The 26,785-nt window shown below is 60.7% G+C and carries 24 protein-coding genes; 15 read left to right on the top strand and 9 right to left on the bottom strand.

Annotated elements, in window-relative coordinates; all coding sequences use genetic code 11:
* Nucleotides 1–128: 128 nt before the first annotated feature.
* The 3 genes from D886_RS0118390 to D886_RS0118400 all read right to left on the bottom strand — a co-directional run bounded on the left by D886_RS0118390 (nt 129) and on the right by D886_RS0118400 (nt 4,211).
* A complete protein-coding gene (locus D886_RS0118390; protein WP_027595309.1) occupies nt 129–1,295 on the bottom strand; it encodes an alginate biosynthesis protein Alg44 in 1,167 nt (388 codons plus the stop codon).
* 36 nt (nt 1,296–1,331) lie between these two features.
* Nucleotides 1,332–2,813, bottom strand: a complete 1,482-nt coding sequence (locus D886_RS0118395; RefSeq protein ID WP_172960386.1) for a glycosyltransferase family 2 protein — start codon at nt 2,811–2,813, stop codon at nt 1,332–1,334.
* An 81-nt stretch (nt 2,814–2,894) separates the two neighbouring features.
* Nucleotides 2,895–4,211, bottom strand: coding sequence for a nucleotide sugar dehydrogenase (locus D886_RS0118400; RefSeq protein ID WP_027595311.1), 1,317 nt, complete (start codon nt 4,209–4,211; stop codon nt 2,895–2,897).
* Nucleotides 4,212–5,470: 1,259 nt separating this feature from the next.
* On the opposite strand from D886_RS0118400, the gene D886_RS27480 reads away from it, so the two are divergent.
* Complete coding sequence (locus D886_RS27480) at nt 5,471–6,289, top strand: RHS repeat-associated core domain-containing protein (protein WP_050580770.1); 819 nt, start codon at nt 5,471–5,473, stop codon at nt 6,287–6,289.
* A 122-nt stretch (nt 6,290–6,411) separates the two neighbouring features.
* Here the strand turns inward: D886_RS27480 and yaaA are convergent, their stop codons facing one another.
* Nucleotides 6,412–7,191, bottom strand: a complete 780-nt coding sequence (gene yaaA / locus D886_RS0118410; RefSeq protein WP_027595312.1) for a peroxide stress protein YaaA — start codon at nt 7,189–7,191, stop codon at nt 6,412–6,414.
* A 136-nt stretch (nt 7,192–7,327) separates the two neighbouring features.
* Between yaaA and D886_RS0118415 the strand changes: the two genes are divergently transcribed.
* From D886_RS0118415 to moaE, 5 genes are all read left to right on the top strand, one after another.
* Nucleotides 7,328–8,464, top strand: coding sequence for a polysaccharide deacetylase family protein (locus tag D886_RS0118415; RefSeq protein WP_027595313.1), 1,137 nt, complete (start codon nt 7,328–7,330; stop codon nt 8,462–8,464).
* A gap of 266 nt (nt 8,465–8,730) precedes the next feature.
* On the top strand, nt 8,731–10,125 hold the full coding sequence (locus D886_RS0118420) for a PhoH family protein (protein WP_027595314.1): 1,395 nt from the start codon (nt 8,731–8,733) through the stop codon (nt 10,123–10,125).
* Between the two features lie 200 nt (nt 10,126–10,325).
* Complete coding sequence (gene moaC, locus D886_RS0118425; RefSeq protein WP_027595315.1) at nt 10,326–10,796, top strand: cyclic pyranopterin monophosphate synthase MoaC; 471 nt, start codon at nt 10,326–10,328, stop codon at nt 10,794–10,796.
* Nucleotides 10,796–11,041: a MoaD/ThiS family protein gene (locus D886_RS0118430; RefSeq protein WP_027595316.1), complete on the top strand. Its 246-nt coding sequence runs from the start codon at nt 10,796–10,798 to the stop codon at nt 11,039–11,041. Before moaC ends, D886_RS0118430 begins: the two co-directional genes overlap by 1 nt.
* 2 nt (nt 11,042–11,043) lie before the next feature.
* On the top strand, nt 11,044–11,490 hold the full coding sequence (gene moaE / locus D886_RS0118435) for a molybdopterin synthase catalytic subunit MoaE (protein ID WP_027595317.1): 447 nt from the start codon (nt 11,044–11,046) through the stop codon (nt 11,488–11,490).
* Between the two features lie 159 nt (nt 11,491–11,649).
* Here moaE and rhlB read toward each other — a convergent pair whose 3' ends face one another.
* On the bottom strand, nt 11,650–13,113 hold the full coding sequence (gene rhlB / locus D886_RS0118440) for an ATP-dependent RNA helicase RhlB (protein WP_027595318.1): 1,464 nt from the start codon (nt 13,111–13,113) through the stop codon (nt 11,650–11,652).
* A 101-nt stretch (nt 13,114–13,214) separates the two neighbouring features.
* The gene (locus tag D886_RS0118445) at nt 13,215–13,871 is read right to left on the bottom strand and encodes an alpha/beta hydrolase (RefSeq protein ID WP_027595319.1); all 657 of its coding nucleotides are present in this window, start codon (nt 13,869–13,871) and stop codon (nt 13,215–13,217) included.
* 331 nt (nt 13,872–14,202) lie between these two features.
* Between D886_RS0118445 and D886_RS0118450 the strand changes: the two genes are divergently transcribed.
* From D886_RS0118450 to D886_RS0118465, 4 genes are all read left to right on the top strand, one after another.
* A complete protein-coding gene (locus D886_RS0118450; protein WP_027595320.1) occupies nt 14,203–15,231 on the top strand; it encodes an amino acid ABC transporter substrate-binding protein in 1,029 nt (342 codons plus the stop codon).
* A gap of 67 nt (nt 15,232–15,298) precedes the next feature.
* Nucleotides 15,299–16,477: an amino acid ABC transporter permease gene (locus tag D886_RS0118455; RefSeq protein WP_027595321.1), complete on the top strand. Its 1,179-nt coding sequence runs from the start codon at nt 15,299–15,301 to the stop codon at nt 16,475–16,477.
* Between the two features lie 10 nt (nt 16,478–16,487).
* On the top strand, nt 16,488–17,585 hold the full coding sequence (locus D886_RS0118460; RefSeq protein WP_027595322.1) for an amino acid ABC transporter permease: 1,098 nt from the start codon (nt 16,488–16,490) through the stop codon (nt 17,583–17,585).
* 10 nt (nt 17,586–17,595) lie between these two features.
* Nucleotides 17,596–18,360, top strand: coding sequence for an amino acid ABC transporter ATP-binding protein (locus tag D886_RS0118465; protein ID WP_003251792.1), 765 nt, complete (start codon nt 17,596–17,598; stop codon nt 18,358–18,360).
* Nucleotides 18,361–18,476: 116 nt separating this feature from the next.
* Here the strand turns inward: D886_RS0118465 and algW are convergent, their stop codons facing one another.
* A complete protein-coding gene (gene algW, locus D886_RS0118470; protein ID WP_027595323.1) occupies nt 18,477–19,637 on the bottom strand; it encodes a Do family serine endopeptidase AlgW in 1,161 nt (386 codons plus the stop codon).
* Between the two features lie 214 nt (nt 19,638–19,851).
* On the opposite strand from algW, the gene D886_RS0118475 reads away from it, so the two are divergent.
* The 3 genes from D886_RS0118475 (at nt 19,852) to cysN (ending at nt 23,711) form a co-directional block, all read left to right on the top strand.
* Nucleotides 19,852–20,610 carry a Nif3-like dinuclear metal center hexameric protein gene (locus D886_RS0118475; RefSeq protein WP_027595324.1) on the top strand — a complete coding sequence of 253 codons (759 nt, stop codon included), beginning with the start codon at nt 19,852–19,854 and terminating at the stop codon, nt 20,608–20,610.
* A gap of 266 nt (nt 20,611–20,876) precedes the next feature.
* The gene (gene cysD / locus D886_RS0118480; protein ID WP_003251799.1) at nt 20,877–21,794 is read left to right on the top strand and encodes a sulfate adenylyltransferase subunit CysD; all 918 of its coding nucleotides are present in this window, start codon (nt 20,877–20,879) and stop codon (nt 21,792–21,794) included.
* Between the two features lie 15 nt (nt 21,795–21,809).
* Nucleotides 21,810–23,711 (top strand): sulfate adenylyltransferase subunit CysN, encoded by a 1,902-nt coding sequence (gene cysN / locus D886_RS0118485; protein WP_027595325.1) that lies wholly within the window; start codon nt 21,810–21,812, stop codon nt 23,709–23,711.
* Nucleotides 23,712–23,796: 85 nt separating this feature from the next.
* Here the strand turns inward: cysN and D886_RS0118490 are convergent, their stop codons facing one another.
* Nucleotides 23,797–24,276 carry an Lrp/AsnC family transcriptional regulator gene (locus tag D886_RS0118490; RefSeq protein ID WP_027595326.1) on the bottom strand — a complete coding sequence of 160 codons (480 nt, stop codon included), beginning with the start codon at nt 24,274–24,276 and terminating at the stop codon, nt 23,797–23,799.
* A gap of 127 nt (nt 24,277–24,403) precedes the next feature.
* Between D886_RS0118490 and D886_RS0118495 the strand changes: the two genes are divergently transcribed.
* Nucleotides 24,404–25,600: a methionine gamma-lyase gene (locus D886_RS0118495; RefSeq protein ID WP_027595327.1), complete on the top strand. Its 1,197-nt coding sequence runs from the start codon at nt 24,404–24,406 to the stop codon at nt 25,598–25,600.
* 57 nt (nt 25,601–25,657) lie between these two features.
* Here the strand turns inward: D886_RS0118495 and D886_RS0118500 are convergent, their stop codons facing one another.
* The gene (locus tag D886_RS0118500; RefSeq protein WP_027595328.1) at nt 25,658–26,356 is read right to left on the bottom strand and encodes a hypothetical protein; all 699 of its coding nucleotides are present in this window, start codon (nt 26,354–26,356) and stop codon (nt 25,658–25,660) included.
* A 175-nt stretch (nt 26,357–26,531) separates the two neighbouring features.
* Between D886_RS0118500 and D886_RS27945 the strand changes: the two genes are divergently transcribed.
* Nucleotides 26,532–26,785: helix-turn-helix domain-containing protein (locus D886_RS27945; RefSeq protein WP_155951447.1), on the top strand; the 254-nt coding region annotated here is incomplete at its 3' end.

Genomic DNA, 26,785 nt, shown 5'->3' on the forward strand with positions numbered 1-26,785 from the left:
TGGGAGCCGGCTTGCCGGCGAGAGGCCTGCGCGGGCGACACATCTGCTGGGCGAGTGCTGCGCACTCGATCGCCGGCAAGCCGGCTCCCACAGGTATCGGGTTGTGTGCTAATCATCGGCTTGTCCTCTTACAGCCCACGGGCCACGGCTTTGTCGATCAGCCAGTTGAACGACGGCCCGCGGTCGCTGCTGACCGACGCAGGGCGCCCGGCAAGTTCTGCTGGCAGGCCGCTGTCAGGCTTGATCTGCACACGGATGTCGGAGGCCAGGTCTTCGCTGTTGAGGCTGGCGCTGCTGACGATCTGGCCGGTGCGCACTTCGTCTTCGCCGGCCACCTGGAAGTTGACCCGGGTGCCGGGCGTGACCTCGTCGAACTGGCGGTAGCTGAAGCGCGCTTCGACCATCGGGTTGGTGGTGCGTGGGATCAGCTGAAAGATCGGTTGGCCCTTGGCGGCGTACTGGCCGTCATCCACCAGTTGGCGGGCGACCACGCAATCGCAGGGGCTGGTGAGGGTGCCGGAAAGCTGCTTGCCGAACAGTTCCTCAACCTTGGCCGGCTCCAGTTGCGAGTCGTCCAGGTGGCCTTTGAGCATGTCCAGCATGCTGGTGCTGAAACTCGCCAGGGGCGCGCCCTTGACCACTTGGCCGCCGCTTTCAACCAAGCTGTTCACGGTGCCGTCGCGGGGCATGGTGACGCTGGTGGTGGGCACTGCGACCACGCCAGCTTCGGCGTGGCTGACGAAGTACATGCCGTACAGCGACTTGGCAACGAAACCGAAGGCGGCCACGCCGATCACGAACACGCCGAGGGTCACGCTGACCGCCTTGAGGCGGCCGAAGGCGGTCAGGCCGGCACCGCCATCCTTCTGCTTGCGCGCCTTGGTGAAGTTGTCGCGCTGCAGCGTGCTGAGCACATCACCGATGCTGATCAGCTCACCCGACAGGTGGCTGGTGATGATGTGCCGCAGGGTGGCGATGTCGCGCGGCTCCAGGTTCTGGAACTGCGCGCCGGTACGGCCATTGCTGGGGTTGAAGGAGCGCACCTGGAACTCGATGTCGATCGACAGGCCCAGGTTGTCGACCACGAACTGCAGCCGCCCGCGCAGCACATCGCCCACCGACAGTTGCTGTTTGGTGTGGAAGCTCAGGCCACCGGCGGACAGGTCATCGACCTTCACTTCGTGGGTTTGGCGCTGGTTATCCAGGAAGCGCAGCTTGGCTGGAATGCGCACCCGGGCGTGTTGGCGCTGGGCTTCGGACTCATGCACGACGTTGACGTTCACGGCGGTATTCATGGTGGTTTGTTCCTGTTAGATCCGATCCGGTTGGGCTCACACGACCATGAACAGCACAGCAACGAAGATGCTGGCCGCCGAGAAGGTCATGGTCCGCGAGGACCAGGTGTTGAACCATTGTTGAAAGCTGGCGAGGTCACGTTTGAGGGCAGTGGGCTGGCGGGTCCAGGACTGCTTGTCGAGGCGGAAGAACACGTAGATCTTCATCATCGCGCCGACGATCTGGTTGTAATAAAGGATCAGCGGATAGGCCGGCCCGACCTTGTGCCCGGAGCACAGCAGCATCACGGTCAGGATCAGGCGAGTGATGCCGATCCACAGCAGGTACACCAGCAGGAAACCCAGGCCAAACTTGAGGCTGGCGATCACCGCCACGGTCAGGCCCAGCAGGCTGGTCCACATCGACACGCGCTGGTCGAACAGGACGATGCTGGTGAACAGCCCAAGGCGCCGCAGGCCCAGGCCCAACGCGCGGGAGTTCTGCCGCAGGTTGTTGCCGTACCAGCGGTACATCAGTTTGCGGCTGGCCTTGAGGAAGCTTTTTTCGGGCGGGTGCTCGACGGTGTTGATGGCGGCATCCGGCACGTAGAAGGTGTCGTAGCCCAGGCGCATCAGGCTGAACCAGCTGGACTTGTCGTCACCGGTGAGGAACTTGAAGCGGCCCAGGCGCCAGTGCATCAGCGAGTCGCTTTCGACGTCGGCGATGAACTCGGGGTTGGTCACCACACTGGCGCGGAACATCGACATGCGCCCGGTCATGGTCAGCACGCGCTTGGACAGGGCCATCGAACACATGTTGATGTGGCGCTGGGCGAAGCGCAGCTTGTGCCACTCGCTCATGATGTAGCCGCCGCGCACTTCGCAGAATTCGTTGGTGGTCAGGCCACCGACATTGGGGTAGAGCTTGAACCACGGCACGGTCTTGCAGACCACGCCATCGGCCAGCACGGTGTCGCCGTCGATCACGGCCACCACGGCGTTTTCGTCTGGCAGCATCCGCGAGATGGCGCGAAAACCATAGGCCAGGCCGTCACGCTTGCCGGTGCCGGCGATGCGCACGATGTCCAGCTTGACGTGTGCCGGCGGGTTGTATTTGGCCCACAGGCTTTTCACCAGCAGCTCGTCCGACATCTCCACCAGCGAGCAGACCACGGTGGTGGGGAAGCCGCAGTTGATGGCTTCGCGGATCACCGAGCTGTACACCTGCGCGGTGGTCAGCGCATCGATACGAAAGCTGGTGACCATCAGGTACACGTGGGACGGGTCCGCAGCCTTGCCCAGCTTCTGCACTTTGCGGCGCAGGTACGGGTAGACGGCGTACAGGAAGATCATGCCGCGGATGAAATGGGTGGCGCCCATCGAGTAGCGCCAGATGCCGACTGCGCCGACCAGGAAGATGAAGTGCTTCGACTGCGAGTCGAAGATATCGGCCGGCAGGGCCAGGGCGATCAACATGAGCAGGCTCATGTAGAGCAGCCACCCGGCGCACTGCAACAGCACTGTCTGGAGCCTTTGCATGTTCAGCATCCGTCGCGAAATCAGGGAAGGAAGGGCAGCGCGTGTTCCCTGAGGAGCACCTGCGCTGCCCGGCCAAGGGTGTTACCAGCAGATGCCTTCGGTACGGCTGGTGCCGCAGGTGGCTTTGCTCATGAAGCCCACCAGGTCGATCACCTGTTTGCCTTCCGGCGCTTGCTGGGCAAGGGCGCGGAACTGCTCGTCACGGTTGCCCAGGACGATGATGTCGGCGTTGTCGATGACCTGCTGGAAGTCGGCGTTGAGCAGCGAGGAAACGTGCGGGATCTTCGATTCGATGTAGTCCTTGTTGGCGCCGTGAACACGGGCGTACTGGACGTTCTCGTCGTAGATGCCCAGCTGGTAGCCCTTGCCGATCAGGCGTTCGGCCAGTTCCACCAGCGGGCTTTCACGCAGGTCGTCGGTACCGGCCTTGAAGCTCAGGCCGAGCAAGGCGACCTTGCGCTTGTCGTGGGCTTCGATCAGCTCGAAGGCGTTCTGCACCTGCGACTCGTTGCTGGCCATCAGCGAATCGAGCAGTGGCGCTCGCACGTCGAGGCTGGCGGCGCGGTAGGTGAGGGCGCGCACGTCCTTCGGCAGGCACGAGCCGCCGAAGGCGAAGCCTGGGCGCATGTAGTACTGCGACAGGTTCAGTACCTTGTCCTGGCAGACCACGTCCATCACGTCGCGACCATCGACACCCACTGCCTTGGCGATGTTGCCGATCTCGTTGGCGAAGGTGACCTTGGTGGCGTGCCACACGTTGCAGGTGTACTTGATCATCTCGGCCACTTCGATCGGCTTGCGGATGATCGGTGCGTCGAGCTCTTCGTACAGGCTTTGCAGCACGTCGCCGCTGGCGCTGTCCAGTTCACCGATGACCGTCATCGGTGGCTGGTCGTAGTCCTTGATCGCGGTGCTTTCGCGCAGGAACTCAGGGTTGACTGCAACACCGAAGTCGACCCCAGCCTTTTTGCCCGAGCAGTCTTCGAGGATCGGGATCACCACGTTCTTCACGGTGCCCGGCAGCACGGTGCTGCGGACCACGATGGTGTGGCGGCGGGTGGTGTCACGCAGCACGTAGCCGATTTCGCGGCACACCGACTCGATGTACTCAAGGCCCAGGTCGCCGTTCTTCTTGCTGGGCGTACCGACGCAGATCATCGACACATCGCTGGCGCGGATGGCCTCGGCGAAGTCGGTGGTGCCGCGCAGGCGGCCATTGGCGATGCCCTGTTGCAGCAGTGCTTCCAGGCCAGGTTCGACGATGGGCGACTTGCCCTGGTTGATCAGGTCGATCTTGGTGCTGGACACGTCCACACCAATCACTTCATGGCCTCGCGCCGTCAGGCAGCCTGCACAGACCGCCCCTACATAACCCAAACCAAAGATGCTGATACGCATCGCTATCACCTCATGTGTGTTTATCACGCCGGCTCCTTCGGAAAGAGCCGGGCCAGGTTGATTAACAACAGTTTTTGGGCGCACGGGTCCATGGCGAATGCACACTTCGCCGAGCGCAGGCAAAATTATTCCGGAGCGCGAAAAGTTGTGCGCTCAAACTTGGCAGTAAAAAGCCATTATTAAAAAACGTGCCTTGGCGTGCAGCCGTCTTTATTGCAATGCGCTACGTGGCGCGCTGCTGTGCTTGTTTTTTCAAGTGGATAAATCCTTTGAAATCAACCACTAGGACGATTTGTAAGGGCGCGTCTCTCCTGCGTGGACAGGGCTCTTGGGGGGTGCCCGTTATACCTGTCGAAGTTGCTGTGGCGGGCAGTGGATACCTGCCGTTGTCATCTGTAAGTCATCTCTCACAGCCCAGGGGCAGGAAAATCGTTACGGCACTATGAGCGATCCGGTATGACAGAAGTTCCTGGCTGGGTTTTGCCCGGATGAAAGATTTCTAAATAATTCTTCAGTGATAAATAGTTTCAATCTGATAGCACTGGGGCGTTTCGTCCCGGTATATAAAGGGCGAGATTGAGGGGGGATGTTTTAATGCCAGTATCGAAAAATATTTTTCAAAAAACGTCAAAAAAGGTACGAACGGTCTTATGGCGTTTGGCGATAAAGGGTGGGCTGGTGGTTTTTTGGCGTCGGAATTGTGGCGTGGTGGCGGTTGATGGCTATTTGCCGTGATGGATTGTGTGGGGGTTGGTGCCTGGCGGGGGATTTTCTGGGGTTTCGAGATCGAGCGCCGCCCGCGCGGCGCATCGCGAGCAACGCTCGCTCCTGCGTTTGTTTCGGGCCAGTCACGCCTGTGAAGGCGGCGCGCGACCGCCTCCCACAAGGTTAATTGGCCCGAAACAACTGTAGGAGCAGCCTTGTGCTGCGAAGCGCCGCGGGGCGGCGCTCGGTCTTGAAGCCGCAGATGTCATGTCGGGCAACTGGCTGCCTCTGCCCCAATTTCAGATATGTACCCCCGTATCAAAATAATACAGTGATTACAGTCAGGTTTCGCTGAGCGCTGTAAGTTATTTCTCCGTACAGAGTAATCCTGTCTTTTACGCCATCGCGATACTTGCTCGCTAAAGCGCCAAATGCTTGAGGCCGTTTGCTAAAGGCTCTTACAAGCTATCAGATCTGTTAGTAGTTTCACGGGTAAAACTTATAAACACTGGCAGGCAAATCGGGGGTGTGCACGGTAAAAGAAGGAGTTAACGATGGAGTGTGATAAACGCACGGCACGGTATTTCTATCAAGGAAATAAGTTGGCTAGCGTAAAAAAGGCTACACAGGATTGTACAATTGTCCGCGTCGCGAAACAGCCGTTAGCAGAGTGTCGCTCCAGCGATAGTTTCGTAGGTTTGCTGGCGGTTGATAGGGCAGGGTCTGTAATTCAACACATGCAGAGAAGCGACGGGGAACATTGTGCCTATTCAGTGTATGGGTACGCCCCGCAGCCCCTAACGCACCTAGCCCTGGGGTTCAATGGCGAGCAGCTGGAGCAGAGCACCGATCGCTATTGGTTAGGCCAGGGCTATCGGAAATACGATTCACGGTTAATGCGATTTCTTTCCCCTGACCGAATAAGCCCTTTTGGCGCGGGCGGGCTGAATGCCTATGGTTACTGTACAGGCGACCCTGTTAATTATAGTGACCCTAGCGGACGCATGAGAGATTGGGTCGCATTTTTGCTTTACAGGAAGAAGCTGGCGAGTATACGTAGTCATCTGAAAATGGTAAAGCGGAGGCTGGAGGATGAAAATGAAAGGTATGCCAAGCGATTGGAGCGTTTCGACAAAGAGTCGACTACGGAAAACCACAGAAGGTTAACGAAAACAGAAGATAAGCGTGATAAGGCTCAGGGAGAGCTGGACTACTATCAAGAGCAAGAAAAACACTATAGATATAAAAAGGCGAAGGCCCGATACGCGGGTCACACTGAAGAAGCACTGCATAAGAAGCTGCTAGATAAGAGAGGCTGGAATATCGGTGCTGCAGAGCTTCAGCGAATAGCTACAGCGGTACGTAGTTATTAGAGGTTGGGGTGAGCGTGCGTAGGTTTCGTGGTAATGGAACAGAGTGAGCGTATTGACAGAAATGTCCGAGATTGTGACGAAAGGAGCAGCTAGAGGTTCTGCTCCTTGCATCAAATGTGTCTCTAGACGTCCGGCTGATCCCGCAAAAACACCAGATGATCCGCCTTCGACTGCTCGGCACTGTAGTAGTACCCCTGCACGTCGAACTGCTTCAACTGCTCTGGGTCGCTGATGCGCTGCTCGATCACGAAGCGGCTCATCATCCCGCGGGCTTTCTTGGCGTAGAAGCTGATGATCTTGTACTGGCCGTTCTTGAAGTCCTTGAAGTCGACGTTGATCACGCGGGCCTTCAGGGCGCTGCGTTTTACCGCGCTGAAGTACTCATTGCTGGCCAGGTTCAGCAGCACGTCATCACCTTGGTCGGCCAGGGCCTGGTTCAGCCATTCGCTGATGCGCGTGCCCCAGAAGGCATACAGGTCCTTGCCGCGGGCATTGGCCAGCTTGGTGCCCATTTCCAGGCGGTACGGCTGCATCAGGTCGAGCGGGCGCAGCAGGCCGTACAGGCCAGAGAGCATGCGCAGGTGGTCCTGGGCATAGCTGAAGTCGTCTTCGCCAAGGCTCTCGGCGTCGAGGCCGGTGTACACGTCACCTTTGAACGCCAGTAACGCTTGCTTGGCGTTGGCCGGGGTGAAGTCTGGGGTCCAGCTGCCGAAACGGGCGGCGTTGAGGCCGGCGAGTTTGTCGGACAGGTGCATCAGTTCACTGATCTGGGCGGGCGACAGCTCGCGCAGTTGCACGATCAGTGCCTGGGAGTCGTCCAGGTACTGGGGCAGGGTGAAACGCTCGGTCACCGGCGGGGTGTCGTAGTCGAGGGTCTTGGCGGGGGAAATCACCGTCAGCATCGGGTCGGCTCCTGGAATCGTTGCCGGGGATTCTACGGGCTGGGCCTGGCAAGTCCAAACTATGCCGACGATAGTCACAGACCATCGCCAAGCCAGGCGCTATAGTGCGCGTTTTGCTGTTGCGGAGCTTCCCACCGTGCGCATTGCATCGGCCTTGCTGGCCACGTTGTTGAGCCTGGCCGTGCAGGCCGCCCCATCACCCCAGGCAAGCCTGGACCGCAACCTGTGGCCCGAGCAGTTGGACAGCCCGGCGCTGTTCGATGTGGCCTCGCGGGCCGAGATCCTCTCGTTCGCCCAGGTGCTGCACGAGAGCGAACTGCTGGACGATGGCGCACTGGCGGCCCGGTTAGGGTTGCGGCAGATCAACCTGCAAAAGGTCCGCTTGGTGCGGGCACGCCTGTGGCAGCGTTTGTGGCAGGGTTATCAACAGGCCCAGCGCAGCTGCGAACAGGATGCTTCGTTCTGCTACCCGGTCACGTCGATGGCGGAATTGCGTACGCAGGCAGCGACTTTCGCTGCAGATGTCGGCACGTTTTATACCGGCTGGGTCGAGCCGAGCCATCAGTTCCATGTCCGTTACCTGGATGAGCAACTGCGCAAGGCAGCCCTGTTGCCGAACACCAGCAGCGAGGTCGAGCGCCTGTCCAACCGGGAACGCAATGGCGATGAGCTCAACGATCGCATGTTCCTGCTGACCTTCGTGGGGGGCCCAGGGCCCGACGGCGGCTATACCGATACCCTCACCCATTACCTGCGCCGGCAAAAGCTTGAAGGCACGTTCTTCGTGCTTGGCAATCGCCTGCAGCAACGCCGTGACGCTGCCACCGTGGAGGCCCTGCGACAGCTCTATCGCGGGCAATGCGTGGGTATTCAGGGCTGGGAGTACCGCTCTCATGCCCAGTGGCAGGGCTGGCAGGATTCGTTGCGGCGCAGCCAGGCGCGGGTACAGGCTGACCTGCCGGCGCAGTACGTGCCGCTGTTCCGTCCGCCTTATGGCCAGCGTCGAGCCGATGGCGAAGCGTTCATGGCCAGCCAGCAGTTGCAGGTGTCGTTGTGGGATATCGATGCCCAGGATGAGGGCCCGTTGAGCGCAGAGGCCTCGGCGCAGCGGGTGATGACCTTGATGCTGCTGTGGCGCAAGGGGGTGATCCAATTCCACGACAGCCTGCCCAAGGCACAGCCGGCGGTGGAGTGGTTGTTGCGCAACACCGCGCAGAGTGGCATTGGCTGGGAGGGCTGCCAGGCTTATGGGCATCGTGAGCAGGGGGACTAATATCTGACTGTAGACCTCACTCGCCCCCTCGCCAACCCCTGTTCGTCAATCGGAAAAATAAACTTCACCTGCGCGTAAAAATGCTTTTTTTAGTCATCGTTTATGCGGTATGAAGAAACCAGACAGCCGAGCCCTGCAGCACAGGTGGCGTCATCCACCGTGTCAGGTTCGCTTCCCGCCCGTAGCAACGCGGATACGGGAAGACCGGCAGTCACTCTGCGGCGCAGCAGACCGCGCCGTGTGGCTTCGACATAAGGTGACCGAGTATGGATGACCAAGGACGCAACCCTTCCTCCAGCAAGCCAATCCTGTATGTGCTCGATACCAACGTCCTGATTCACGACCCCAACGCATTGCTCAACTTCGAGGAGCACCACGTCGCCATTCCGATGACGGTGCTGGAGGAACTCGACAAGCTCAAGACCGGTAAACAAAGCATCGCCGCCGAATGCCGCCAGGCCATTCGCCTGATCGACCAGACCTTAGGTAACGCCTCGCCCAGCGATGTCGAGCAGGGCGTGCCGATCCAGCGTAACAAGAGTGGGCCCAAGGGCTTCCTGTCCATCCTGATGACCCCGCGCAACGAGCCGAACAAGCTGCTGCCGGAAAACCTCAACGACAACATCATCATCAACCAATTGCTCGAAGTACGGGCCCGGCGCACCGACCTTGACGTGGTGCTGGTCACCAAAGATATCAACATGCGCCTGAAGGCGCGTGCTTGCGGTATCGCGGCCGAGGACTACAGCACCGACCAGTTGGTCGATGACGTGTCGCTGCTGTCCAAGGGCTACCATTCGGTCACCGGCTCGTTCTGGGACCGGGTCAGCAAGGTCGACACCCGCCAGGAACGGGGCCGAACCTGGCATCGTGTGCAAATGATCGACAACCTGCCGGCAGTGCACATCAACGAGTTCATCATCGATGAACAAGGCTTCGTCGGCTGGATCAAGGGCATCCGCGATGATGAACTGCTGCTGCTCGACCTGCATCAGGAACCCCTGTTGCACCAGGAAGCCTGGGGCCTGAAACCGCGAGACATCCATCAGAGCCTGGCCCTGTTCGCCTTGCTCGACCCGGATATCCACCTGGTCAACCTGACCGGCGCCGCTGGCTCGGGCAAGACCATCCTGGCCCTGGCCGCGGCCATCGAGCAGACCATGGTCAGCAAGCGTTACCGGCGCATCATCGCTACCCGCAGCGTGCAGGGGCTGGACCAGGAGATCGGCTTCCTGCCGGGCACCGAAGCGGAGAAGATGGAGCCCTGGCTGGGTGCCATCACCGACAACCTCGAAGCCTTGCACATGGATGACGAGAGCACCCACGGCAGCGTCGAGTACATCCTTGAGCGGGTGCCACTGCAGTTCAAGTCGCTGAACTACATTCGCGGTCGCAGCTTCCAGCAGAGCCTGATCCTGATCGACGAGTGCCAGAACCTCACGCCGCACCAGATGAAAACCATCATCACCCGTGCCGGCTCCGGTTCCAAGGTGGTCTGCCTGGGCAACCTGGCGCAGATCGATACCCCTTACCTGTCCGCGACCAGCTCGGGCCTGACCTACCTGACCGAGCGCTTCAAGGACTTCCCCCATGGCGTGCACATCACCCTGCAGGGTGTGCCACGGTCGGTACTGGCCGAGTACGCCGAGTCGCATCTGTAACCCACCCAGCCGGGCGGTACGCCGCCCGGCCTCTTCGCGGGGCAAGCGCGCTCCCACAGTAGATCCACTCGATTCAAGGCCAGTGGAGATCCTGTGGGAGCGGGCTTGCCCCGCGAAGAGGCCAGCACCGACAGTACATGCCACTGCTCAAACCTGACCCACAGGTTTACACTCTGTGTTCCCTTCACAGGAGCAGAGCAGTGCTGACACATCTTGATTCCCAGGGGCGGGCCAACATGGTCGACGTCACTGAAAAGGCCGTGACCGAGCGCGAGGCGATTGCCGAGGCGCGGGTGCGCATGTTGCCGCAGACCTTGCAGATGATCGTCGACGGTGAGCACCCCAAGGGCGATGTGTTCGCCGTGGCGCGCATTGCCGGTATCCAGGCGGCGAAAAAAACCAGCGACCTGATCCCGCTGTGCCATCCGCTGATGCTGACCAGCGTCAAGGTCGAGCTCAGCGCCGAAGGGCAGGACGCAGTGCGCATCGTCGCCCGCTGCAAGCTGGCCGGCCAGACCGGCGTCGAGATGGAGGCACTGACCGCTGCCAGCGTTGCCGCGCTGACGATCTACGACATGTGCAAGGCCGTGGACAAGGGCATGGTGATCGAGCAGGTGCGCCTGCTGGAAAAACTCGGCGGCAAGAGCGGCCACTACAAGGTGGACGCGTGATGAAGGTCAAGGTGATGTATTTCGCCCGTTACCGGGAATTGCTCGGGCTCGATGCCGAACGCGTGGAAGGTGACTTCGCGGTGATCGACGATGTGCGCAAGGCGCTGGTGGCCAAGGGCGGGCAATATGAATTGCTGGCGGAGCAGAACCTTATGTGCGCGCGCAACGAAGAGCTGTGCCGGCTCGACGAGCCGCTGCAAGAGGACGACGAAGTGGCGTTCTTCCCGCCGGTGACCGGAGGCTGAGCATGACGGTGCGAGTGCAGCACGGGGCGTTTGACCCGGGTGTCGAGGTCAATGCCATGCATGCCGCGAATGTCGGCGTGGGCGCGGTGGTCGGGTTTGTCGGCTACGTGCGTGATTTCAATGATGGCCGCGAGGTGGCCGGGATGTTCCTTGAGCACTACCCGGGGATGACCGAGAAGGCGTTGGCCAAGATCGTGGTCGAGGCCGAGCAGCGCTGGCCCTTGCTCAAGGTCGAGGTGTTGCACCGGATTGGCGCGTTGGAGCCTGGCGAGCCGATCGTTTTCGTCGGTGTGGCCAGTGCCCATCGGCAGGCGGCGTTCGATGCCTGCAACTTCATCATGGATTACCTGAAGACCCGGGCGCCGTTCTGGAAGAAGGAAAACACCCAGGACGGGCCGCGCTGGGTGGAAGGGAAGCAGAGTGACCAGGATGCGGCGGGGCGCTGGTAAGCCGATCGGTGTACTTCGGAAGCAGCACGGCCTCTGTAGGAGCAGCCTTGTGCTGCGAAAGGGCCAGTGCTAACACCAACGATGACTGTGTTGTCACCGGCCTCTTCGCAGCGCAAGGCTGCTCCTACAGAGATCGCGAATTACTGGGCTCTGCGTGCCTCAATGATGCTTGCGCGGCACCGGCTTGAGCAGCTCATCCGGCGGCATCTCGCATTTGATCTTGCGCCCCAGCAGCTCTTCGATCGCCGGCAGTTGGTAGGAATCGTCCTCGCCGGCAAAGCTGATCGACACGCCACTGGTCCCCGCGCGGCCGGTACGGCCGATGCGGTGAACATAGTCATCGGCATCTTCGGGCAGGGTGAAGTTGATCACGTGGCTGATGCCATCGATGTGGATACCGCGGCCCGCCACGTCGGTGGCCACCAGCACGGTAATCCGGCCTTCACGGAAGCTCTCCAGCGTACGAATGCGCTTGTGCTGCGGCACGTCACCCGACAGTTGGGCGGCGTTGATACCGTCGCGCACCAGCTTCTCTTCGATACGCCGCACTTCATCCTTGCGGTTGGCGAACACCATCACCCGTTCCCACTTGTTCTGGGTCACCAGGTTGTACAGCAGCTTGTACTTGTCGCTGCCGGCCACCGCGTAGACGTGCTGCTCGACCGTCTCGCTGGCGACGTTTTCTGGCTCGATCTCGACGATGGCCGGGTTGGTGGTCCACTGCTTGGCCAGGTTCATCACGTCTTCGGTGAAGGTGGCGGAGAACAGCAGCGTCTGGCGTTCGCTTTTCGGCGGGGTCTGGCGAATGATCTGACGTACCTGTGGGATAAAGCCCATGTCGAGCATGCGGTCGGCTTCGTCCAGCACCATCACTTCGACCATGTCCAGGTGCACTTCACCGCGCTGGTTGAAGTCCAGCAGGCGGCCCGGCGTGGCGACCAGGATGTCGCAATGACGCGCTTCCAGGGCCTTGAGCTGCTTGTCGAAGTCCATGCCACCGACAAAGCTCATGACGTTCAGGCCGGTGTACTTGGTCAGGGCGGCGGCGTCCTTGGCGATCTGCACCACCAGTTCGCGGGTTGGCGCGATGATCAGCGCGCGCGGTTCGCCCATGAAGCGTTCTTTGGGCGGCGGCGTCTGCTGCAGCTGGGAAATGATCGAGATCAGGAACGCGGCGGTCTTGCCGGTGCCGGTCTGGGCCCGGCCGATCGCATCCTGGCCGCGCAGGGTGTAACCCAATACCTGCGCCTGGATCGGCGTGCAGTAGGGGAAGCCCAGGTCGTGGATCGCGTGCATCACTTCACTGGACAGCTTGAAGTCGTGGAAGCGGGTTTTACCTTCCTGCGGCTCTACCACGAAATCTTCCAGCTTCCACAGGCTGGCCTGCGGCTTTGGCTTGCGTTCGCGGCGCGGTTTGTCCTTGGCCGGTTTGTCGGTGGCGGCAGGCGCTTGGGCCTCAGGGCTGGCGTCGGCGAGTGTTGGGGCCGGCTGAGGCGCTGGCTGAGACTGGGGCTGAGCCACAGCAGCGGGAGCAGGCGCGGGCGTTTTCACGCTGGCAGCGGGATCGACGGCCTGAGGCGCGGCGTCTCCTTTGCCGAATATTTTTTTGAGTGCCTTGAGCACGATCGTCTCATCAACTGGTTAAGGAATGTACGCCGGGCAGTGTAAAGCAAGAACTGGACACGGCGTAGCGGAATACACCTACAACGACGGGCGAGCCTGGCTTATTGCAATTGCTGGCTCAACCAGCCGTGGATGTCGCTCAGTTCGTTGATGGCCACTTCATGCTCCATCGGGTATTCGTGCCATTGGGCGGCAACACCCCAAGTATTCAGGTATTCGAAGGCCGTGCGCCCCATCGAAGGGATCACCACCGGGTCGTGCACGCCATGCAGGCACAGGGCCGGGGTGCGTTGCTGGCAGGCGCTGAGCTCGTGGGCATCGTTGAAGGTGGGCGCGTAGGTGGACAGCGCGATCACCCCGCCCAAGGCTTCTTGCCACTTTATATAGGCAGTGTGCAGCACCACAGCGCCACCTTGGGAGAAACCGGCCAGGAAAATCCGCGACAGATTGATGCCCTTGGCCTGTTCGGCCTTGATCAGGGCGATCACCTGTTCGGCCGATTCCTCCAGTTGCGCCTCATCGATGGCGCGCGCCGGGGTCATGGCCTTGATGTCATACCAGCTGGGCATGGCATAGCCGCCATTGATGGTGACTGGGCGGGTAGGGGCCTGGGGCATGATGAACCGGGTACTGAGCAGTCGTTCCTGCATGAATTCGGCAACCGGTAGGAAGTCGTAACGGTCGGCGCCCAGGCCGTGCAACCAGATCACACAGGCGTCGGCGGTTTTCTGCGGTTCGAGAATCAGCGGGTTGGTCATGACTGCTCCGAAAGTGTGCGTGTCTTGTTTTCGTGTGCGTAAAAAGAAGGCGCTGCAAATGATTGTCGGAAAAAGAATGTCGCAACGATACAACTTTCCCTACTTGACGAGCGCTTAAACGCTTTAGCCGTCAACTGTGGTACGCCCTTTGCTATGAATCATCCGATGCAAGGGTCAGGCCGTGACGGTAACACCCTTTGCACGTGAAGGCTGTCATAGAACAGCCCATTGCGCCATTGACCCAATAACAAGCCAACACGGGTCGGATACGCCTCAAAAGGGTGCGGTGCAATTCCGGCTCGGTACAACAAGAGCGATTTGGAGGTTGTGAATGAAGATGTTGAAAACCACCCTGGCAGTCCTGACCGCTGCCGCTGCGCTGGGCGCTGTGACAACCGCCCAGGCCGGCGCCACGCTTGATGCGGTAAAGAAGAAGGGCTTCGTCCAGTGTGGCGTGAGCGACGGTCTGCCAGGCTTCTCGGTACCTGATGCGCAAGGCAAGATCGTCGGTATCGACGCCGATGTCTGCCGCGCCGTCGCTGCCGCCGTGTTCGGCGATGCGACCAAGGTCAAGTTCAGCCAGCTCAACGCCAAGGAACGCTTCACTGCGCTGCAGTCTGGCGAAGTCGACGTGCTGTCGCGCAACACCACCTGGACCAGCTCGCGCGATGCCGGCATGGGCCTGGTGTTCGCCGGTGTCACCTACTATGACGGCGTCGGCTTCCTGGTCAACAAGAAGCTGGGGGTTTCCAGTGCCAAAGAGCTCGATGGCGCGACCATCTGCATCCAGGCCGGTACCACCACCGAACTGAACGTTTCCGACTACTTCCGCGCCAATAACCTGAAGTACACCCCGATCACCTTCGACACCTCCGACGAAAGCGCCAAGTCGCTGGAGTCCGGCCGTTGCGACGTGCTGACCTCGGACAAGTCGCAGCTGTTCGCCCAGCGTTCCAAGCTGGCCGCGCCGACCGACTACGTGGTGCTGCCGGAAACCATCTCCAAGGAACCCCTGGGCCCGGTGGTGCGCAAGGGCGACGAAGAATGGTTCAGCATCGTCAAGTGGACCCTGTTCGCCATGCTCAACGCCGAAGAGGCCGGCATCACGTCGAAGAACGTCGAGGCTGAGGCCAAATCCACCAAGAACCCGGACAACGCCCGCCTGCTGGGTGCGGATGGCGAGTACGGCAAAGACCTCAAGCTGCCCAAAGATTGGGTAGTCCAGATCGTCAAGCAAGTGGGCAACTATGGCGAAGTGTTCGAGAAGAACCTGGGCCAGAGCACTGACTTGAAGATCGACCGTGGCATGAACGCCCTGTGGAACAACGGCGGCATCCAGTACGCGCCACCTGTGCGCTGATGGCTGCACCCTGCGGCGGCATCCCGCCGCCGCAGGCTGTTCGAATCCCTACTGTCCGGGGCACTTCATGCAAAATCGAATCGGCGCACAAAAGGGGCTATCCCTGAACGATCCGCGTGTGCGCGCGTGGTTGTTCCAGGTTCTCACGATCGTCTTCGTGGTGGGCCTGGGCTGGTACCTGTTCCACAACACGCAAACCAACCTGCAACACCGGGGCATCACCTCGGGCTTCGACTTTCTCGACCGCAGTGCCGGCTTCGGCATCGCCCAGCACCTGATCCCTTATGTGGAATCCGACAGCTACGCGCGGGTGTTCGTCATCGGCCTGCTCAACACGCTGCTGGTGACGTTCATCGGCGTCATCCTGGCGACCGTTTTGGGGTTCATCATCGGGGTGGCACGGCTGTCACCGAACTGGATGATCAACAAGCTGGCGACCGTGTATGTGGAGACCTTCCGCAACATTCCGCCTTTGCTGCAGATTCTGTTCTGGTATTTCGCGGTGTTCCTGACCCTGCCAGGGCCGCGGGGCAGCATCAACATCAACGAGCTGTTCTTCATCAGCAACCGTGGCCTGAACATGCCCGGCGCCTCGATGGCCGATGGCTTCTGGCCGTTTGTCATTGCCCTGGCGCTGGCGATCGCGGCCATTGTGGTGATGGTGCGTGTTGCCAACAAACGCTTCAACGAGACCGGTGAGCCGTTTCACAAGTTTTGGGTGGGGCTGGCGCTGTTCATTGCCATCCCTGGCCTCTGCGTGCTGCTGTTCGGCAGCCCCGTGCACTGGGAAGTGCCGCAGTTGAAGGGCTTCAACTTCGTCGGTGGCTGGGTGCTGATCCCGGAACTGCTGGCATTGACCCTGGCGCTGACGATCTATACAGCGGCGTTCATTGCCGAAATCGTGCGTTCCGGCATCCGTTCGGTCAGCCATGGCCAAACTGAAGCTGCGCGTTCGCTGGGCCTGCGCGAGGGCCCGACCCTGCGCAAGGTGATCATCCCCCAGGCACTGCGGGTGATCATTCCGCCGCTGACCAGCCAGTACCTGAACCTGGCGAAGAACTCGTCGCTGGCGGCCGGTATCGGCTACCCAGAGATGGTCTCGCTGTTCGCCGGTACGGTGCTCAACCAGACCGGCCAGGCCATCGAGGTGATTGCCATCACCATGAGTGTCTATCTCGCCATCAGCATCAGCATTTCGCTGCTGATGAACTGGTACAACAAGCGCATTGCGCTGATCGAGCGGTGAGGATACGCCCGTGAATGCTCACGTTTTCAAACCTGACATGCCGCCACCGGTGAAGACCGTCGGCGTGCTCGCATGGATGCGTGCCAACCTGTTCTCCAGCTGGCTCAATACCCTGCTAACCCTGTTCGCCCTTTATTTGGTGTGGCTGATCGTACCGCCTTTGCTGCAATGGGCGCTGATCGATGCCAACTGGGTCGGCACCACCCGCGCAGACTGCACCAAGGAGGGCGCCTGCTGGGTGTTCGTGCAGCAGCGCTTTGGCCAGTTCATGTACGGCTACTACCCGACGGAACTGCGCTGGCGCGTGGACCTGACCGTGTGGCTGGCCGTGCTCGGCGCCGCGCCGCTGTTCATCAAGCGCTTCCCGCGCAAGGCCGTGTATGGTCTGGGCTTCCTGGTGCTGTACCCGGTTCTCGCCTACACCCTGCTGCATGGCGGCTACCTGGGCCTGGAAAGCGTGCCGACTAGCCAGTGGGGCGGGCTGATGCTGACCCTGGTGATCGCCACCGTGGGTATCGTCGGTGCGTTGCCGCTGGGCATCCTGCTGGCATTGGGGCGGCGTTCGCGGATGCCGGCGGTGAAAGTGGTCTGCGTGACCTTCATCGAGTTCTGGCGCGGCGTACCGTTGATCACCGTGCTGTTCATGTCCTCGGTGATGCTACCGCTGTTCCTGCCTGAAGGCATGAGCTTCGACAAGCTGCTGCGGGCGATGATCGGCGTGATCCTGTTCCAGTCGGCGTACATCGCCGAGGTGGTGCGCGGTGGCCTGCAGGCTATCCCCAAGGGGCAATACGAAGCGGCTGCGGCCATGGGCCTGGGCTACTGGCGTGCGATGGGCCTGGTGATTCTGCCCCAGGCGCTGAAGCTGGTGATCCCCGGCATCGTCAACACCTTCATTGCCCTGTTCAAGGACACCAGCCTGGTCATCATCATCGGCCTGTTCGACCTGCTCAACAGCGTCAAGCAAGCGGCGGCCGACCCGGCCTGGCTGGGCATGGCCACCGAGGGCTACGTGTTCGCTGCGCTGGTTTTCTGGATTTTCTGTTTCGGTATGTCCCGCTACTCCATGCACCTGGAGCGCAAGCTGGACACTGGCCACAAGCGTTAGGAGTTTCGAAATGAGTGAAGCGATCAAGCAGCCTGCTGGCCCCGAAGGCATCATCCAGATGCAGGGTGTGAACAAATGGTACGGCCAGTTCCATGTGCTCAAGGACATCAACCTGAATGTGCGCCAGGGCGAGCGCATCGTGCTGTGCGGGCCATCCGGGTCGGGCAAGTCGACCACCATCCGCTGCCTGAACCGGCTTGAAGAGCACCAGCAGGGGCGCATCGTCGTCGATGGCGTCGAACTGACCAACGACCTCAAGCAGATCGAGGCGATCCGCCGTGAGGTGGGCATGGTGTTCCAGCACTTCAACCTGTTCCCGCACCTGAGCATTCTGGAAAACTGCACACTGGCGCCGATGTGGGTGCGCAAGATGCCGCGGCGCAAGGCCGAGGAAATCGCCATGCATTATCTGGAGCGGGTGCGTATCCCTGAGCAGGCGCACAAGTACCCGGGGCAGTTGTCGGGCGGCCAACAGCAGCGTGTGGCGATTGCCCGGGCGCTGTGCATGAAACCGAAGATCATGCTGTTCGACGAGCCGACGTCGGCGCTCGACCCAGAGATGGTCAAGGAAGTGCTCGATACCATGGTGGGCCTGGCCGAGGACGGCATGACCATGCTCTGTGTCACCCACGAGATGGGCTTTGCCCGCACCGTGGCGAACCGGGTGATCTTCATGGACAAGGGGGAGATTGTGGAGCAGGCGGCGCCGGATGATTTCTTCGACCGGCCGCGCAGTGATCGGACCAAGTTGTTCTTGAGCCAGATTTTGCATTGATGCTGGTGGGGCCGCTTTGCGGCCCATTCGCAGCACAAGGCTGCTCCTACAGGGGGATCGCATTGCCTGGTAGGAGCAGCCTTGTGCTGCGAATGGGCTGCAAAGCAGCCCCAGTGTTACTTCTCTTCCTGCGTCGTCGCCGGAGCAGGCGGCGGCCGCAGCCCCACCTCGGCGACCAGCTTCAGCTGCTGCCCATTGCGCATCACCTCGATGGTGATCTTCTCGTTGGGCTTGATCCGCGCCACCTGGTTCATCGACTTGCGCCCGTCACCCGCCGGCTCGCCGTTGATGCTCATGATCACGTCACCCAGCTGCAGCCCGGCTTTTTGCGCCGGCCCTTCGCGGAAGATCCCCGCCACGACGATGCCTGGGCGATTCTGCATACCGAACGACTCAGCCAGTTCCTGGCTCAGCGGCTGCACTTCGATGCCCAGCCAGCCACGGATCACCTGGCCATGTTCGACGATCGACTTCATCACCTCCAGCGCCAGCTTCACCGGGATGGCGAAACCAATGCCCTGAGAGCCGCCGGACTTGGAGAAAATGGCCGTGTTGATGCCGATCAGGTTGCCGTTGGCATCGACCAGTGCACCGCCGGAGTTGCCCGGGTTGATCGCCGCGTCGGTCTGGATGAAGTCTTCGTAGTTGTTCAGGCCCAGCTGGTTACGGCCGGTGGCACTGATGATGCCCATGGTCACGGTCTGGCCGACGCCAAAGGGGTTGCCGATGGCCAACGAGACATCACCAATGTGGATGTTGTCGGAGCGGCCGATGGTGATGGCCGGCAGGCTCTTCAAGTCGATCTTCAGCACCGCCAGGTCGGTTTCCGGGTCGCTGCCGATCACCCGCGCCAAGGTTTCGCGGCCATCCTTGAGCGCTACCACGATCTGGTCGGCGCCACTGGTGACGTGGTTGTTGGTCAGCAGGTAGCCCTCGGGGCTCATGATTACCGCCGAGCCCAGGCTCGACTCCCAGCGCTTCTGCTTGGGCAGGTTGTCGCCAAAGAAGCGGCGGAACTGCGGGTCTTCGAACAGCGGATGGGCGCTCTTGTTGACCACCTTGGTGGTGTACAGGTTGACCACCGCCGGTGCGGCCAGGGTCACGGCGTCGGCATACGACACCGGGCCCTGCATGATCCGGGTGGTTTGCGGGGCCTGCTGCAGGTTGACGTCCTGGCTGGGCAGGCCGACCCATTGCGGGAAGCGCTGGATGATCAGCATGGCGATCAACACACCGGTGAGCAGGGGCCAGCCAAAGTAACGCAGAGCCTTGAACATGAACGAATCCTGGGAGTAGGGCGGGAGCCAGATAGCAGCGCCACGGGGCGCGAGCGCGCGCGATCATACACCTGAAACCGCTGATCGGCGAAGGCTTGTCTGGCCTGCACCCAGGCGGCTGACGCCGGTTTCCCCAAGGCCGGCGACGGCTCATAATGGCGGCCAGTATACGGGTGTTGAACCCGGCAAAAACGCAGATTTCGAGGAGATTTTCATGGCCGTCGCTCTGAACACCTTGGTCGAGGAAGCCGAGCGCTACCTGGGCAGTGCGAAGATCCAGGATTATTGCCCCAACGGGCTGCAGGTCGAGGGCCGCCCGCAGGTCAGCCGCATTGTCAGCGGTGTCACGGCCAGCCAAGCGTTGCTGGATGCTGCGGTCGAGGCCGAGGCCGACCTGGTGCTGGTGCACCATGGCTACTTCTGGAAGGGCGAGAACCCGTGCATCACGGGGATCAAGCAGCGTCGTTTGAAAACCCTGCTCAAGCACGACATCAGCCTGCTGGCGTTCCACCTGCCGCTGGATGTACACCCGGAGGTGGGCAACAACGTGCAGCTGGCGCGCCAGTTGGATATCACCGTCGAGGGGCCGCTGGACCCAGAAAACCCGAAAGTGGTTGGCTTGGTCGGTTCGCTGGCCGAGCCGATGACTGCACGGGATTTTGCCCGGCGGGTGCAAGAGGTGATGGGGCGTGAGCCGTTGCTGGTTGAAGGCGAGCAGATGATCCGCCGCGTGGGCTGGTGCACCGGGGGCGGGCAGGGGTATATCGATACCGCGATTGCCGCAGGGGTGGACCTGTTCATCAGTGGCGAGGCGTCGGAACAGACCTTCCACAGTGCTCGCGAAAACGGCGTCAGCTTCATCGCCGCCGGGCACCATGCCACCGAGCGCTATGGCGTGCAGGCCCTGGGCGACTACCTGGCCCGGCGCTTCGCCGTCGAGCATCTGTTCATCGATTGCCCGAACCCGATCTAACCCTTCCGGATCGCCCACAGCCCCTGTAGGAGCAGCCTTGCGCTGCGAAGAGGCCGGTACAGGTAAAGTGCCACCACTGGCCTCTTCGCAGCACAAGGCTGCCCCTACAACGACCGGTGGTGGGTAGCCAGAGCCCAAACCCCCAGTCATATCGTTAGATTGTTTCGATCTAGCCCGCCTCCTAAATAGAATCAGCCGCTGTGATAAAGTGGCTCGCTCGAACACGGCCCGCAGGCCGTCCATAAGATCGTTTTTCGTGAGTAGCCATGGTCGACAAACTGACGCACTTGAAACAGCTGGAGGCGGAGAGCATCCACATCATCCGCGAGGTGGCCGCCGAGTTCGACAACCCGGTGATGCTGTACTCGATCGGCAAGGATTCCGCCGTGATGCTGCACCTGGCGCGCAAGGCCTTCTTCCCGGGCAAGCTGCCGTTCCCGGTGATGCACGTCGACACCCAGTGGAAATTCCAGGAGATGTACAGCTTCCGCGACAAGATGGTCGAGGAAATGGGCCTGGAGCTGATCACCCACGTCAACCCTGAGGGTGTGGCGCAGGGCATCAACCCCTTCACCCATGGCAGCTCCAAGCACACCGACATCATGAAGACCCAGGGCCTCAAGCAGGCGCTGGACAAGCATGGTTTCGACGCCGCCTTCGGTGGTGCCCGCCGCGACGAAGAGAAGTCGCGCGCCAAGGAACGCGTCTACTCGTTCCGCGACAGCAAGCACCGTTGGGACCCGAAGAACCAGCGCCCCGAGCTGTGGAACGTGTACAACGGCAAGGTCAACAAGGGCGAGTCGATCCGCGTCTTCCCGCTGTCGAACTGGACCGAGCTGGACATCTGGCAGTACATCTACCTCGAAGGCATCCCGATCGTGCCGCTGTACTTCGCCGCCGAGCGTGAAGTCATCGAGAAGAACGGCACCCTGATCATGATCGACGACGAGCGCATCCTCGAGCACCTCTCCGAGGAAGAAAAGGCCCGCATCGTCAAGAAGAAGGTGCGTTTCCGTACCCTCGGTTGCTACCCGTTGACGGGTGCTGTCGAGTCCGAAGCCGAGACCCTGACGGACATCATTCAGGAAATGCTCCTGACCCGTACGTCCGAACGCCAGGGCCGTGTCATCGACCACGATGGCGCCGGCTCCATGGAAGACAAGAAACGCCAAGGCTACTTCTAATTTCAGGGTTACTCCATGTCGCACCAATCTGATCTGATCAGCGAGGACATCCTCGCCTACCTGGCCCAGCACGAGCGCAAGGAACTGCTGCGTTTCCTGACCTGCGGCAACGTCGACGACGGCAAGAGCACCCTGATCGGGCGCCTGCTGCACGACTCGAAGATGATCTACGAGGACCACCTCGAAGCCATCACCCGTGATTCGAAGAAGTCCGGTACCACCGGCGAAGAAGTCGACCTGGCGCTGCTGGTCGACGGCCTGCAGGCCGAGCGCGAGCAGGGCATCACCATCGATGTCGCCTACCGCTACTTCTCCACCGCCAAGCGCAAGTTCATCATTGCCGACACCCCGGGCCACGAGCAGTACACCCGTAACATGGCCACCGGTGCATCCACCTGTGACCTGGCGATCATCCTGGTCGATGCCCGCTACGGCGTGCAGACCCAGACCCGTCGTCACAGCTACATCGCCTCGTTGCTGGGCATCAAGCACATCGTCGTCGCCGTCAACAAGATGGACCTCAAAGGGTTCGACGAAGGCGTGTTCGAAGAAATCAAGGCCGACTACCTGAAGTTCGCCGATGCCATCAACCTGACGCCGAGCAGCCTGCACTTCGTGCCGATGTCGGCGCTCAAGGGCGACAACGTGGTCAACCGCAGCGAGCGTTCGCCGTGGTACACCGGCCCTGCGCTGATGGAAATCCTCGAGACCGTGGAAGTCGCGGCCGACCGCAACTTCACCGACCTGCGCTTCCCGGTGCAGTACGTCAACCGTCCGAACCTGAACTTCCGCGGCTTTGCCGGCACCCTCGCCAGTGGCGTGGTGCACAAGGGCGACGAAATCGTCGTGCTGCCGTCTGGCAAGAGCAGCCGGGTCAAGTCCATCGTCACCTACGAAGGTGAGCTGGAAAACGCCGGCCCAGGCCAGGCCGTGACCCTGACCATGGAAGACGAAATCGACATCTCCCGTGGCGACCTGCTGGTGCATGCCGACAACGTCCCGCCGGTGACCGACCAGTTCGACGCGATGCTGGTGTGGATGGCCGAAGAGCCCATGCTCCCCGGCAAGAAATACGACATCAAGCGTGCCACCAGCTATGTGCCGGGTTCGATCGCCAGCATCACTCACAAGGTCGATGTGAACACCCTCGAAAAGGATGCGGCCAGCGCGCTGCAGCTGAACGAGATCGGTCGCGTCAAGGTGTCCCTGGACAGCGCCATCGCACTGGACGGCTATGACAGCAACCGCACCACCGGTGCGTTCATCGTCATCGACCGCCTGACCAACGGCACCGTTGGCGCCGGCATGATCATCGCACAGCCAGTGCTGCCGCACGGCAGCACCGGCCAGCATGGCAAGCAGGCTCACGTGTCCACTGAAGAGCGCGCCCTGCGCTTCGGTCAGCAGCCGGCTACCGTGCTGTTCAGCGGCCTGTCTGGCGCTGGCAAGAGCACCTTGGCCTACGCCGTGGAGCGCAAGCTGTTCGACATGGGCCGTGCAGTGTACGTGCTCGATGGCCAGAACCTGCGCCACGACCTGAACAAGGGCCTGCCACAGGACCGCGCCGGCCGCACCGAGAACTGGCGCCGCGCCGCCCATGTGGCGCGCCAGTTCAACGAAGCCGGCATGCTGACCCTGGCCGCCTTCGTCGCCCCGGATGCCGAAGGCCGCGAACAGGCCAAGGCGCTGATCGGCAAGGAGCGCCTGGTGACCGTTTACGTCCAGGCCTCGCCAATCGCCTGCCGCGAGCGCGACCCGCAGGGCCTGTATGCTGCCGGTGGCGACAACATCCCGGGTGAAAGCTTCCCGTTCGATGTGCCGCTGGACGCTGACCTGGTGATCGATACCCAGAACACCAGTGTCGACGAAGGCGTGAAGCAAGTGCTGGATGTGCTGCGTCAGCGTGGCGCGATCTAAGCGCTGAGGCTGCATGAAAAACCCCGCTTCGGCGGGGTTTTTTGTGGCACCTGTTTAGCGTGCATTTGCAACGGGTAGCGCTGACTCAGATGTGCTTTTCCGACACAGGAATCACGCGCCTCTCTTTGACTGCCTTGTACGAAAAGCTCGAATAAATTTCTTTAACTCCCGGCAACCGCTGCAGCACTTCCCGGGTGAATTCCCCAAACGATTCAAGGTCCCGCGCCAGTATTTCCAGCAAGAAGTCATAGCGCCCGGAAATATTATGGCAGGCAACGATTTCGGGTATTTCCATCAACCGCTTCTCAAAGGCCAAGGCCATGTCTTTGGTATGCGAATCCATCATGATGCTGACAAAAGCGGTGACGCCAAACCCCAATGACTTAGGGGAAAGAATGGCCTGGTACCCGGTGATATAGCCGTTATCTTCCAGCAATTTGACCCGCCGCCAGCAAGGCGAGGTAGTCAGCGCTACCTGGTCGGCAAGTTCGGAGACGGTAAGGCGGGCGTTGTCCTGCAGGGCAGCGAGCAGGGCGCGGTCGGTGCGGTCGAGGCTCGAAGGCATGATTTGCCCTCCTGATCGAATAATTGTTGTTTTTGTTCCAAAAAGTGCTCGATTGCGTGGGCTATTTTGGAAAAACTCAGGCAGCTCGGTGGCATAAGCTTATAACAAACCACCAGAGGCTGTTGCCATGCGCGACTCCCATAACAACACCGGTTTTTCCACACGGGCCATCCACCATGGTTATGAACCGCTTTCCCACGGGGGCGCCCTCGTGCCGCCGGTGTATCAAACAGCGACCTATGCCTTCCCCACCGTTGAATATGGCGCTGCCTGCTTTGCAGGGGAGGAAGCGGGGCACTTCTACAGCCGTATTTCCAACCCGACGCTGGCCTTGCTGGAACAGCGCATGGCGTCGTTGGAAGGGGGCGAGGCCGGGCTGGCGCTGGCTTCTGGGATGGGGGCCATCACCTCGACGATCTGGACCCTACTACGGCCGGGTGATGAGCTAATTGTCGGGCGCACGTTGTACGGCTGCACCTTCGCCTTCCTGCACCATGGCATTGGCGAGTTCGGGGTGAAAATCCGTCACGTCGACCTTAACGACACTAAGGCACTCAAGGCGGCGATCACCAGCAAAACACGGATGATCTACTTCGAAACACCCGCCAACCCCAACATGCAACTGGTCGATATCGCGGCGGTGGCTGACGCCGCGCGTGGGCATGATTTGCATATCGTGGTCGACAACACCTACTGCACGCCTTATTTGCAGCGGCCCCTGGAAATGGGAGCCGACCTGGTGGTGCATTCGGCCACCAAGTACTTGAGCGGCCATGGTGATCTCACCGCAGGGCTGGTGGTGGGGCGCAAGGCGCTGATCGACCGGATACGCCTGGAAGGCCTCAAAGACATGACGGGCGCGGTGCTGTCGCCCCATGATGCTTCGCTGTTGATGCGCGGTATCAAGACCCTGGCCCTGCGCATGGACCGCCATTGCGCCAACGCGCAGCAGGTGGCGGAGTTTATCGCGCGCCAGCCGCAGGTCGAGTTTATCCACTACCCAGGGCTGCCCTCGTTTGCCCAGTACGAACTCGCTCAGCGGCAGATGCGCCTGCCGGGTGGCATGATCGCCTTTGAGCTCAAGGGTGGCATCGAAGCCGGGCGGCGCTTTATGAATGCCCTGCAGCTGTTCGCGCGGGCGGTGAGCCTGGGCGATGCCGAGTCGCTGGCGCAGCATCCGGCGAGCATGACCCATTCCAGCTATACGCCGAAGGAGCGGGCGCATCACGGGATATCGGAGGGGTTGGTGCGTTTGTCGGTGGGGCTTGAGGATGTGGAGGACCTGCTTGAGGATGTTGGCCAGGCGCTGATGGTTTGCAGTTGAAGCGGCTGTAGGGGCCCTGACATTGGCATAGCCGTGTCAGGGCCTTACGCCTGGAGATCAAACTTCATCAGGGTCGTTCAGGTACGCGGCGTTTCTTTCCAGAATATTCAGGCGCAACTCAAGAGGAGACTGGCCTTGCGTGCAAACATAGGTGTAAGGCACACCTTTGAACGTGCGCAACATCAAGGGCGTTTGCCGGCCTGCTGGGGCCAGACGCACAATTGCCTGGTCTTCAAGGCTGGCGAAAGTGATGGGTATGTTGTCGCAATCCAGCAACTCGAAGAGCGTTGGGTAGGTGTTATCGAAGGGGGAGGGTAAGGCGCATACGCAATTTTCCTTATGGATGTAAAGTGCGCGTGCGTAGCGAACCGAAGACCGAACGAACAACCGGTAGCCCTTTTCCACGCTGCGAAAGTAAAGGTGCAGCGGCGCGACATCGACTGCCTCAGCAACATAGCCAAGGTAATTCGATTCATCGCGCTTGCTGGGTTCAACCGGTTTTACAACTGGCGTGGGATTCTGCACATAGATAGGTTCCCGGCTTCCTCGGTTTCCACGGGTGGTTATCACGGTGTGGCGGAAAAAGCGGCCGGCCCATCCCGCGTGGGCAATGCCAGCCATCGTTGGTTTTTGCGGGGAGGAGGTAGAAGTGCCGCCGATCTCGGCTGGTCTGCCCAGCAGTTCATCAAGGAAATTGAAGCTACCGTTCACGGCCTCGACGGTGGCGATGAACGAGCGTTGTCGGTGAGTCAGCATAAGCGTTCTCCTGGGTTGAGTAGGCTTATGCAGGGTCAGGTAATGCCTGATCGATAGGCACTTGGAAATGCGTGCTGAGCATGTCAGATCAACCTGTTGCTAGTCTGGTGTTTCAGAAGTACCGCTGAAAATCTGAGCTAGGCTCTGTAGAAGCTCACTATCCAAGGGCATCGACATGGGTCGACCAGCAACCGTCATTATCCTTTCCGAAACTGAAAAGTCAGAGCTGCTACGCCGCATCAAGCTCCGTAAAGGCGCTCAGGACGCTCGATTGCGCGCGGAGATAATCCTCGCCTGTGCCGCAGGCGAGTCAGGAAATGACATCGCTCAGCGCTTGGGTACCAGTAAGGATGTGGTGTCACGATGGCGACAGCGTTTCTCTAAGTTGGGGCTGTTGGGGTTGAACGATGAACCGCGCTCTGGCCGACC

The organism is Pseudomonas sp. LAIL14HWK12:I7 (assembly GCF_000483465.1).
Lineage (GTDB): Bacteria > Pseudomonadota > Gammaproteobacteria > Pseudomonadales > Pseudomonadaceae > Aquipseudomonas > Aquipseudomonas kermanshahensis.

Excerpts from the sequence above, each read along its gene's own strand:
- D886_RS0118390 (WP_027595309.1), bottom strand. The coding sequence starts at position 1,295 with ATGAATACCGCCGTGAACGTCAACGTCGTGCATGAGTCCGAAGCCCAG.
- D886_RS0118395 (WP_172960386.1), bottom strand. The coding sequence starts at position 2,813 with ATGCAAAGGCTCCAGACAGTGCTGTTGCAGTGCGCCGGGTGGCTGCTC.
- D886_RS0118400 (WP_027595311.1), bottom strand. The coding sequence starts at position 4,211 with ATGCGTATCAGCATCTTTGGTTTGGGTTATGTAGGGGCGGTCTGTGCA.
- D886_RS27480 (WP_050580770.1), top strand. The coding sequence starts at position 5,471 with ATGGAGTGTGATAAACGCACGGCACGGTATTTCTATCAAGGAAATAAG.
- yaaA (WP_027595312.1), bottom strand. The coding sequence starts at position 7,191 with ATGCTGACGGTGATTTCCCCCGCCAAGACCCTCGACTACGACACCCCG.
- D886_RS0118420 (WP_027595314.1), top strand. The coding sequence starts at position 8,731 with ATGGATGACCAAGGACGCAACCCTTCCTCCAGCAAGCCAATCCTGTAT.
- D886_RS0118430 (WP_027595316.1), top strand. The coding sequence starts at position 10,796 with ATGAAGGTCAAGGTGATGTATTTCGCCCGTTACCGGGAATTGCTCGGG.
- moaE (WP_027595317.1), top strand. The coding sequence starts at position 11,044 with ATGACGGTGCGAGTGCAGCACGGGGCGTTTGACCCGGGTGTCGAGGTC.
- D886_RS0118445 (WP_027595319.1), bottom strand. The coding sequence starts at position 13,871 with ATGACCAACCCGCTGATTCTCGAACCGCAGAAAACCGCCGACGCCTGT.
- D886_RS0118450 (WP_027595320.1), top strand. The coding sequence starts at position 14,203 with ATGAAGATGTTGAAAACCACCCTGGCAGTCCTGACCGCTGCCGCTGCG.
- D886_RS0118455 (WP_027595321.1), top strand. The coding sequence starts at position 15,299 with ATGCAAAATCGAATCGGCGCACAAAAGGGGCTATCCCTGAACGATCCG.
- D886_RS0118465 (WP_003251792.1), top strand. The coding sequence starts at position 17,596 with ATGAGTGAAGCGATCAAGCAGCCTGCTGGCCCCGAAGGCATCATCCAG.
- algW (WP_027595323.1), bottom strand. The coding sequence starts at position 19,637 with ATGTTCAAGGCTCTGCGTTACTTTGGCTGGCCCCTGCTCACCGGTGTG.
- D886_RS0118475 (WP_027595324.1), top strand. The coding sequence starts at position 19,852 with ATGGCCGTCGCTCTGAACACCTTGGTCGAGGAAGCCGAGCGCTACCTG.
- cysD (WP_003251799.1), top strand. The coding sequence starts at position 20,877 with ATGGTCGACAAACTGACGCACTTGAAACAGCTGGAGGCGGAGAGCATC.
- cysN (WP_027595325.1), top strand. The coding sequence starts at position 21,810 with ATGTCGCACCAATCTGATCTGATCAGCGAGGACATCCTCGCCTACCTG.
- D886_RS0118490 (WP_027595326.1), bottom strand. The coding sequence starts at position 24,276 with ATGCCTTCGAGCCTCGACCGCACCGACCGCGCCCTGCTCGCTGCCCTG.
- D886_RS0118495 (WP_027595327.1), top strand. The coding sequence starts at position 24,404 with ATGCGCGACTCCCATAACAACACCGGTTTTTCCACACGGGCCATCCAC.
- D886_RS0118500 (WP_027595328.1), bottom strand. The coding sequence starts at position 26,356 with ATGCTGACTCACCGACAACGCTCGTTCATCGCCACCGTCGAGGCCGTG.